The following is a 9,585-nucleotide window of genomic DNA, read 5'->3' as shown; positions in this document are numbered from 1 at the left end:
GCCGCCGTCGCGCCGTTCGACGGTGATGCGGTGCTTCCGTTCGTGGTGTCGGCGAAGGGTGCGGGTGCGCTGGCCGGTCAGGCGCGGCGGCTGGCTGCGTTCGTCGAGGCGGGCGAGACGGTGGCGCTGGGTGGAGTGGCCGCGTCGCTCCTCTCCGGGCGTGCGGTGCTGTCGGATCGTGCGGTGGTGGTGGCGGGTTCGCGTGAGGAGCTGCTGTCGGGTCTCGGTGCGCTGGCGCGCGGCGAGTCCGAGGGTGGTCGTTCTGCTGCTCGTGGTCGTTCGGTGTTCGTGTTCCCGGGTCAGGGTGCGCAGTGGGTCGGCATGGGCCGTGAACTGCTTGACTCGTCGGAGGTGTTCGCGGGTCGGGTGGCCGAGTGTGAGCGTGCGTTGGCTCCGTTCGTGGAGTGGTCGCTGACGGATGTGCTGCGGGGTGACGCGGATGCGGCGCTGCTGGAGCGGGTCGATGTGATCCAGCCGGCGAGTTTCGCGGTGATGGTGTCGCTGGCGGCGGTATGGCGTGCGGCCGGTGTCGTACCGGACGCGGTGCTTGGGCATTCGCAGGGTGAGATCGCTGCGGCGTGTGTGGCGGGCGCTCTGTCGCTTGAGGACGCGGCGCGTGTGGTTGCCCTGCGCAGCCAGGCGATCGGCCGGGTCTTGTCCGGCGCGGGCGGTATGGCGTCCGTGGCCCTGCCCGAGGCCGAAGTCCGGGACTTGCTGGTGGAAGGCGTCGAGGTCGCGGCCGTCAATGGCCCCACCTCGGTCGTGATCGCCGGTGACGCCGAGGCTCTGGACGGTCTCCTGACCGCCTTGGAGGGTCGGGGTGTGCGGGTGCGGCGGGTCGCGGTGGATTACGCGTCCCACACCCGGCACGTCGAGGCCGTCGAGGACGTGCTCGCTGCCGAGCTCGCGGGTGTGACCGCGCTGGCTCCGGAGATTCCGTTCTTCTCGTCCGTGGACGGCGCCTGGGTCGATGAGGCGGGTGTTCTCGACGGTGGGTACTGGTACCGGAACCTGCGGCAGACGGTCGGCTTCGAACCCGCTGTCCGTGCGCTGATAGGCGAGGGCTTCGGCGTCTTCGTCGAGGTCAGCCCCCACCCCGTCCTCCTCCAGCCGGTGACCGAGATCGCCGACGCCGCCGATGTCTCGCCCGTGATGGTCGGGTCTCTGCGTCGGGGCGAGGGCGGCATGCGCCGCATGCTCGCCTCGCTCGCCCAGGCCTTCGTCGGGGGCGTCGACGTCGACTGGACTGCCGTACTTCCTAACGGTGTTGCCGGTGGTCCGCGCGTCGACCTGCCGACGTACGCCTTCGACCGCGAGCACTACTGGATCCAGATGACGGGTGCCGACACCGACGTCGCCTCCGTCGGTCTCGCCTCCACCGACCACCCCCTCCTCGGCGCCGTCGTCGGGCTCCCCGGTTCCGACGGGTTCGTGACGACCTCGCGCTGGTCCCTGCGCTCGCACCCCTGGCTCGCCGACCACGCCGTGGCCGACGTGATCGTGGTGCCCGGTGCCGCCCTCGTCGAGCTGGCCCTCAAGGTCGGCGACGAGATCGGCGCGCCCACCGTGGAGCGGCTGACCGTCGACCACCCCGTCGTTCTGCCCCTGCGCGGTGCCCGGTCGCTCCAGCTGACCGTGGGCGCCGCCGACGAGGCCGGGCGACGGGCGATCCAGTTGTACTCCCGGGCCGAGAACTCCGGTGCGCGGGAGGAGTGGGTCCGGCACGCCGACGGCACGCTCGCTCCGAGCGCGTCCCTGGACGCGTCGGCCCCCGACGGCACCACCGGTGTGGACGTCGCCCTGCCGGAAGGCGTCACCGACGCCGACCGTTACGGCCTGCATCCCGCGCTCCTGGACGCGGCCGTCGCCGTCGCGCTCGCGGACGGCGTGCGGCCCCACGAGTGGACGGGTGTCTCCCTGTGGGCGTCGGGCGCCTCCGCGCTGAAGGTACGTACCGCGCCCGCGTCCGGCGAGAGCACCTCGCTCGAACTGGCCGACCGCAGCGGCCGTACGGTGATGTCCGTCGCGGGTGTGACCGGCCGGCCGTACTCGCCCGAGCAGGCGCTGACAGCCGACGTCCTGACGCACGACGCGCTGTTCCGTGTCGCCTGGACCGAGCTGCCGTCGGCGCCCGCCGCCACGGCACGCACCGCCGTTGCCGCCGGCTCCGCCGGGTACCCGTACGTGACCACGGCCGCGGAGGTCGCCGCCGTGGCCACCGCGCCGGGTACGGCCCCCGGCCACCTGCTGTACGAGGTGGACCCGGCCGACTCCGATCCCCGCTCCACGACCGCGGCGGCGCTGGGCGTCGTCCAGGAGTGGCTCGCCCGGCCCGCGCTGACGGACACCCGGCTCGTCGTGCTGACCGCCGACGGCGGCGAGCCCGCCACCGCCGCGGTCCAGGGGCTCGTACGCTCCGCCCAGTCGGAGCACCCCGACCGGATCGTCCTCGTGGAGACCGACGCCGACGCCCGCTCCCGTACCGCCCTCGCGAGCGCGCTGGCCGGCTCCGAGCCGCAGCTGCGGATCCGTGCGGGCGTGGCCGAGGTGCCGCGTCTCGTCCGCGCCACAGCCGCCGGAGCCGATCAAGCGACCGGAGCCGCCGGAGCCGGTCGATCCGGCGAGGCCGCCGGGTCCCGCGTCACCGGTGCGGCGCGGCCGCTCGACGCCGCAGGCACCGTCCTGATCACCGGCGGTACGGGCACCCTCGGGGCCATCGTCGCCCGCCACCTCGTCATGGAACACGGAGCCCGCCATCTGCTGCTGGCGAGCCGTCAGGGTCCGGACGCGCCCGGCGCCGCCCGGCTGGCCGAGGAGCTGACCGCCCTCGGCGCCACCGTCACGATCGCGCGCTGCGACGTGGCGGACCGTACGGAGATCGCCGCGCTGCTCGCCACCGTCGCCGCCGGGCAGCACCCGCTGACCGCCGTCGTCCACACCGCGGGCGTACTCGACGACGGCGTGGTCTCCGAGCTGACTCCGGAACGCGTCGACACGGTCCTGCGGCCCAAGGCGGACGCCGCCCTCCACCTCGACGAGCTGACCCGAGAGCTCGACCTCGCGGCGTTCGTCCTGTTCTCCTCGGCAGCCGGCGTGCTCGGCAACCCGGGACAGGCGAACTACGCCGCGGCCAACGCCTTCGTCGACGCCCTCGCGTACCGCCGCAGGACCCTCGGCCTGCCGGCCCTCTCGCTCGCCTGGGGCTACTGGTCCGAGGTGAGCGGGATGACCGAGCACCTCGCCGAAGCCGACCTTCACCGCAACACGCGCAACGGCATGACCGGGCTGTCCGCCGCCCAGGGAATGGCGCTCTTCGACGCCGGTCTGCGCGGCGGCGACCCGCTGCTCGTCGCCACCCGCCTCGACATCCGTGCGCTGCGCGCCCGGGCCGCGAGCACCCCCGTGACCCCGCTGCTGCGCGGTCTGGCCCCCTCGCCGAGGCCGAAGGCCGGGACCGCCTCCGCGGACTCCGGCTCGTTCGCCGAGCGCATCGCCTCGCTGGGCGCCGCCGAGCAGACCGCGACGCTCGTGGAGCTCGTACGCCGTCTCGCGGCCGAGGTGCTCGGGCACGCCACGGCGGATGCCGTCGCTGCGGAACGGGCCTTCAAGGAGGCCGGATTCGACTCGCTCACCGCCGTGGAACTGCGTAACCGCCTCGCCGTCGCGACGGGCCTGCGGCTGTCCCCGACGATGGTCTTCGACTACCCGACGCCGGCCCTCCTCGCCGGGCAGGTACGGGCCATGCTCCTCGGCTCGCTGGGGATCGAGACCGGCGGCACGGCCGGCACCGCCGGTGCGGAGGCCGGTGCGGACGCCCGGGCGTTCGCCGACGAGCCGATCGCGATCGTGGCCATGGCCTGCCGCTTCCCGGCCGGCATCGCGAGCCCCGAGGACCTGTGGCGGGTGGTGAGCGAGGGCACCGACGCGGTCACCGACTTCCCCACGGACCGCGGCTGGGACACCGAGCGGCTCTACGACGCCGACCCCGACCACGCCGGCACGACATACGTCCGCCACGCCGCCTTCCTCGACGACGCGGCGGGCTTCGACGCCGCGTTCTTCGGCATCTCGCCGCAGGAGGCGCTGGCCATGGACCCGCAGCAGCGGCTGCTCCTGGAGACCTCCTGGGAGGTCTTCGAGCGGGCCGGCATCGACCCGGCCTCCCTGCGCGGCCGAGACGTCGGCGTGTTCGCCGGTATCAACAGCAACGACTACAGCCTGCTTCTGCACCGCTCCCCGGAGGTCGAGGGGCATCGGCTCACCGGCAGCTCGGGCAGCGTGCTCTCGGGCCGCATCGCGTACCACCTCGGTCTGGAGGGGCCGGTCCTCACCGTCGACACGGCCTGCTCCTCCTCGCTCGTGGCCCTGCACCTGGCAGCGCAGGCGCTGCGTCAGGGCGAGTGCTCCATGGCGCTGGCCGGCGGTGTGATGGTCATGGCCAACCCGGACACCTTCGTCGAGTTCTCCCGCCAGCGCGGGCTGGCCCCGGACGGGCGGTGCAAGGCCTTCGCGGACGGCGCCGACGGCACCGGCTGGTCCGAGGGCGCGGGCCTGCTGCTGGTGGAGCGGCTCTCGGACGCGCGCCGCCACGGACACCAGGTCCTGGCCGTCCTCAAGGGCTCGGCGGTCAACTCCGACGGCGCGTCGAACGGACTGACCGCTCCGAACGGTCCGGCCCAGCAGCGGGTGATCCGCAAGGCGCTGGCCAACGCCGGGCTCACCACGGCGGACGTCGACGTCGTCGAGGCGCACGGTACGGGGACGACGCTGGGCGACCCGATCGAGGCCCAGGCGGTTCTCGCGACGTACGGCCAGGACCGTCCCGCGGACCGGCCGGTGTGGCTCGGCTCGGTCAAGTCGAACCTCGGCCACACCCAGGCGGCGGCGGGCGTCGCGGGCGTCATCAAGATGGTGATGGCCATCCGCCACGGGCTGCTGCCCCGCACCCTGCACGTGGACGCGCCCTCCACCAACGTCGACTGGTCCGCGGGCGCGGTGGAACTGCTGACGGAGTCCCGGTCGTGGCCGGAGACCGAGCGTCCGCGCCGGGCCGCGGTCTCCTCCTTCGGCATCGGCGGTACCAACGCCCATGTGGTGCTGGAGCAGGACACGGCTCCTCGGCCGGGTGACTCCGAGGCCGACTCCGGGTCGATCTCCGCGTCCGGGTCGATCTCCGCGTCCGGGGCGGATTCCGTCTCCGGGTCGGCCTCCGCGTCCGGGTCGGCCTCCGTCTCCGGGGCGGATTCCGACTCCGACTCCAGCTCCGCGTCCAGCTCCGCGTCCAGCTCCGCGTCCGACTCGGGCGTCCGGACGGTGCTCGTGCCGGTGTCCGGCAGGACGGCCGACGGCCTGCGCGGGCAGGCCGGGCGTCTCGCCTCCTTCGTCGAGAGCCGGCCCGACGTGAGCGTCGCCGACACGGCGTACTCGCTGGCCACCACTCGTGCGCAGCTCGCCCACCGGGCGGTCCTCGTCGCCACCGACCGGGACCGGCTCGGCGCCGACCTGCGCGCCCTGGCGGAGAGCGGCGAGCCGGGCCCCGGGACGGTGACCGGTACCCCGGTCGCCGGAAAGCTGGCCTTCCTCTTCACCGGCCAGGGGAGCCAGTGGGCCGGTATGGGCCGCGAACTCGCCGACGCCTTCCCGGTCTTCCGCGCCGCCTTCGACGCAGCATGCGCGGCCGTCGAGCAGCGGCTGGGGGAGGAGCACCTCGACCGGCCGCTGCGCGACATCGTCTTCGCGGCCCCCGGGTCGGCCGAGGCGGCCCTGCTCGACCGGACGATGTACACGCAGGCCGCGCTGTTCGCCCTGGAGACCGCGCTCTTCCGCCTCTACGAGTCGTGGGGCGTACGGCCCGACCTCCTCGCCGGACACTCGATCGGCGAGGTGAGCGCCGCGCACGTCGCGGGCGTACTGTCGCTGGCCGACGCCGGCACTCTGGTCGCTGCACGCGGCCGGCTGATGCAGGCCCTGCCCGCGGGCGGCGCGATGGTCGCCGTCCAGGCGACCGAGGCCGAGGTCGCCTCCCTCCTCGTCGAGGACGCCCGCACGAGCGCCGCCGTGTGCGTCGCCGCCGTCAACGCCCCCGACTCGGTGGTGATCTCCGGCATCGAGTCCGAGGTACTGGCCGTCGCGGCCGAGCTGGCCGGCCGGGGGCACAAGACCCGCCGGCTCCAGGTCAGCCACGCCTTCCACTCGGCGCTCATGGAGCCGATGCTCGACGCGTTCCGCGTGGTCTGCGAAGGGCTTGAGTACCGCCCCGCCGCCCTCCCCATGGTGTCGACCCTCACCGGCAAGGCCCTCGCCGAGGGCGAGCTCGGCACCCCGGACTACTGGGTGGACCAGGTCCGCCACGCCGTGCGCTTCGCCGACGCCGTCGCGACCCTGAACGACCTGGGCGCCACCACGTACCTGGAGCTCGGGCCGGGCGGTGTCCTCACCGGGATGGCCCTCGGAACGCTGTCCCCTGTCACTCCCTCCGCCCTGACCGGCGCGCTCGGCTCGACCGGCTCGCCCGATGCGAACGGTTGCGTGGCCACGCTCCGCCGCGACCAGGCGGAGGACGTCAGCGTCCTGACCGCCCTCGCGGAGCTGTACGTACGAGGCATCGCGCTCGACTGGACCGGCCTGTACGCGGAGCCGCGCCCGATCAGGACCGATCTGCCGACATACGCCTTCCAGCACCGGCGCTACTGGCTCGACCGCGCCCTTGACGTCGACGCCGGCGCCGGCGGAACGGGCGGCGCGGACCACCCGCTGCTCGGCGCCCCCACGGAGCTGCCCGGTGACGGCGGGATCGTCTGCACCGCACGGCTCTCGGCCGCCCGTCACGGTCGGCTCCTCGGCGCGGACGACCGGGCGCGGGGCGCCCTCACCGTCCCCGTCTCCGCGCTGCTTGAGATGATCGCCAAGGCCGGCGACGCCGTCGGCTGCGGGACGCTCGAAGAGATGGCCGTCGAGACCGCCCTCGTGCTGCCGGAGCACACCTCCGTCCAGCTTCAGGTGGTCGTTGGCGGCCCCGACGCCTCCGGGCGCCGCACGGTGCACGCGTACAGCCGCCTCCACGGCGCGGACGCGGGCCGGGTGCCCTGGACGCGCCATGCCGGTGGCGTGCTGGTCACCGGGATGCCGGAGGCGTCGTTCGACCTCGCGACCTGGCCGTCCGCCGCGGACACCTCTGCCATCACCGTGCCCGGCGTGCGCGTGGTCCGACAGGACGGCGGACGGACCTTCGCCGAGGTGACGCTCGACGACCACCTCCTCGACGAGGCCGATCGGTTCACCCTGCACCCGGTCCTCCTCGACACCGTGGTGCGGCTCGTGGCAGCCGTCGACGGCACGCCGCCGCCGCGCGACCTCGCCCGCTGCGCGCGGCTCGTCGTCCACGCGGCCGGCGCCACTTCCGTCCGCGTACGGATCACTTCCACCGGCCAGGGACGCCATCTGGTCGAGCTCGCGGACCCCACGGGCGCGCCGGTCGCCTCCATGGGACCGCTGGAACTCGTCGACGGCACAGGGGAGACGACCGACGCCGCGGCTCCCGCCGGGCCGTCTGCCGCCGGGGAGGTCCGCCGCCGTGTGGTGGCGCGCGACACGGGCGCCGCCGGGTCGCTCGCCGAGCGGCTGACCGGGCTCACGGGCGCGGAACAGCAGCGCCTCCTGGTCGAGCTCGTGGAATCCGGCGCGGCCGCCGTCCTCGGCCACCGCGAGGCGGACGACTTCGACCGGACCCGCTCCTTCAAGGACCTCGGCTTCGACTCCCTCGCGGCCGTCAAGCTGCGCAACCGGCTGGCCCACGCGACGGGGATCGAAGGACTCTCCGCCTCGGTGGTCTTCGACTACCCGAAGCCCGCCCTGCTCGCCGGACATCTGCGCGCCGAACTCCTCGGTGACGACACGGCCGTTGATGCCCCGTCGGGTACGGCCGCCGCGTCCGATCCGAACGAACCGATCGCGATCGTGGCCATGAGCTGCCGCCTGCCGGGCGGTGTGGAGAGCCCCGAAGACCTGTGGCGACTCGTCGCGGAGAAGCGCGACGCGATCTCCGGCTTCCCCGTCGACCGGGACTGGGACCTGGACGGGCTCTACCACCCGGATCCGGACCACCAGGGCACCAGCTATGCGCGCACCGGCGGATTCCTGCATGACGCCGCGAAGTTCGACGCGGGTCTCTTCGGGATCTCCCCGCGCGAGGCACTCGCCATGGACCCGCAGCAGCGGCTGCTTCTGGAGACCTCCTGGGAGGCGCTGGAGCGGGCGGGCATCGACCCCCGGTCCACCGGCGGCAAGGACATCGGCGTCTTCACCGGCATCGTCCACCACGACTACGTGTCGCGGCTGGGCCGGGCGCCCGAGGGTGTCGAGGGCTACGTGATGGCCGGCACGGCCGGCAGTGTGGCCTCGGGCCGCGTGTCGTACGTGTTCGGGTTCGAGGGTCCCGCGGTGACCGTGGACACGGCCTGCTCGTCGTCGCTCGTCGCGATCCACCTGGCGGCGCAGGCGCTGCGGCAGGGCGAGTGCTCGATGGCGCTCGCCGGTGGCGCGACCGTCATGTCCAGCCCGGACGCCTTCGTGGAGTTCTCCCGCCAGCGCGGACTCGCGCTCGACGGCCGCTGCAAGTCGTTCGCGGCCTCCGCCGACGGCACGGGCTGGGGCGAGGGCGTGGGTGTGGTGCTCCTGGAGCGTCTCTCCGAGGCCCGCAGGAACGGGCATCGCGTGCTGGCGGTGGTGCGGGGTTCGGCGGTGAACCAGGACGGTGCGTCGAACGGTCTGACGGCTCCGAACGGTCCTGCGCAGCAGCGGGTGATCCGCAAGGCGCTGGCCGGTGCGGGTCTCTCGTCGGCGGATGTCGACGCCGTCGAGGCGCACGGTACGGGGACGACACTGGGCGACCCGATCGAGGCGCAGGCGCTGCTTGCCACGTACGGCCAGGGACGTTCCGACGACCGGCCGCTGCTGCTGGGCTCGCTGAAGTCGAACATCGGGCACGCGCAGGCCGCGGCCGGTGTCGCCGGTGTGATCAAGATGGTCGAGTCGATGCGCCGCGGTGTCCTTCCGGCGACCCTGCACATCGATGAGCCGACGCCGCAGGTGGACTGGTCGGCCGGTGCCGTGGAGCTCCTGACGGAGTCCCGGGCATGGCCGGAGACCGACCGTCCGCGCCGGGCCGGTGTGTCCTCGTTCGGCGCGAGCGGTACGAACGCGCACGTGATCCTGGAGCAGGCGCCCTCGGAGACCGAACTGCCGCCGCGGGTCGAGAGCGATGCGGTGCTGCCCTTCGTGGTGTCGGCCAAGGGCGCGGGTGCGCTGGCCGGTCAGGCGCAGCGGCTGGCCGCGTACGTCGAGGCGGGCGAGAACGTCTCGCCGGCCGGTGTGGCGGGCTCGCTCGTCTCCGGTCGTGCGGTGCTGTCGGATCGTGCGGTGGTGGTCGCGGGTTCCCGTGACGAGCTGCTGTCGGGTCTCGGCACGCTGGCACGCGGTGAGTCGGCGCCGGGTGTGACGGTGGGCGCTGGTGCTGCTGCTCGTGGTCGTTCGGTGTTCGTGTTCCCGGGTCAGGGTGCGCAGTGGGTCGGCATGGGTCGTGAGCTG

General features: G+C 73.9%; 1 protein-coding gene. It reads left to right on the top strand.

The window, feature by feature from the left end; all coding sequences use genetic code 11:
* Positions 1-9,585 (top strand): type I polyketide synthase (locus E0F75_RS39515; protein WP_229315880.1); only part of this gene is annotated, 9,585 nt, incomplete at both ends.

This window comes from Streptomyces sp. CB02980 (genome assembly GCF_014451325.2).
In the GTDB taxonomy this organism is placed as follows: Bacteria; Actinomycetota; Actinomycetes; order Streptomycetales; family Streptomycetaceae; genus Streptomyces.
The sequence above is the reverse complement of the archived record's forward strand: the minus strand, read 5'-3'. Positions and strand labels throughout refer to the sequence as shown.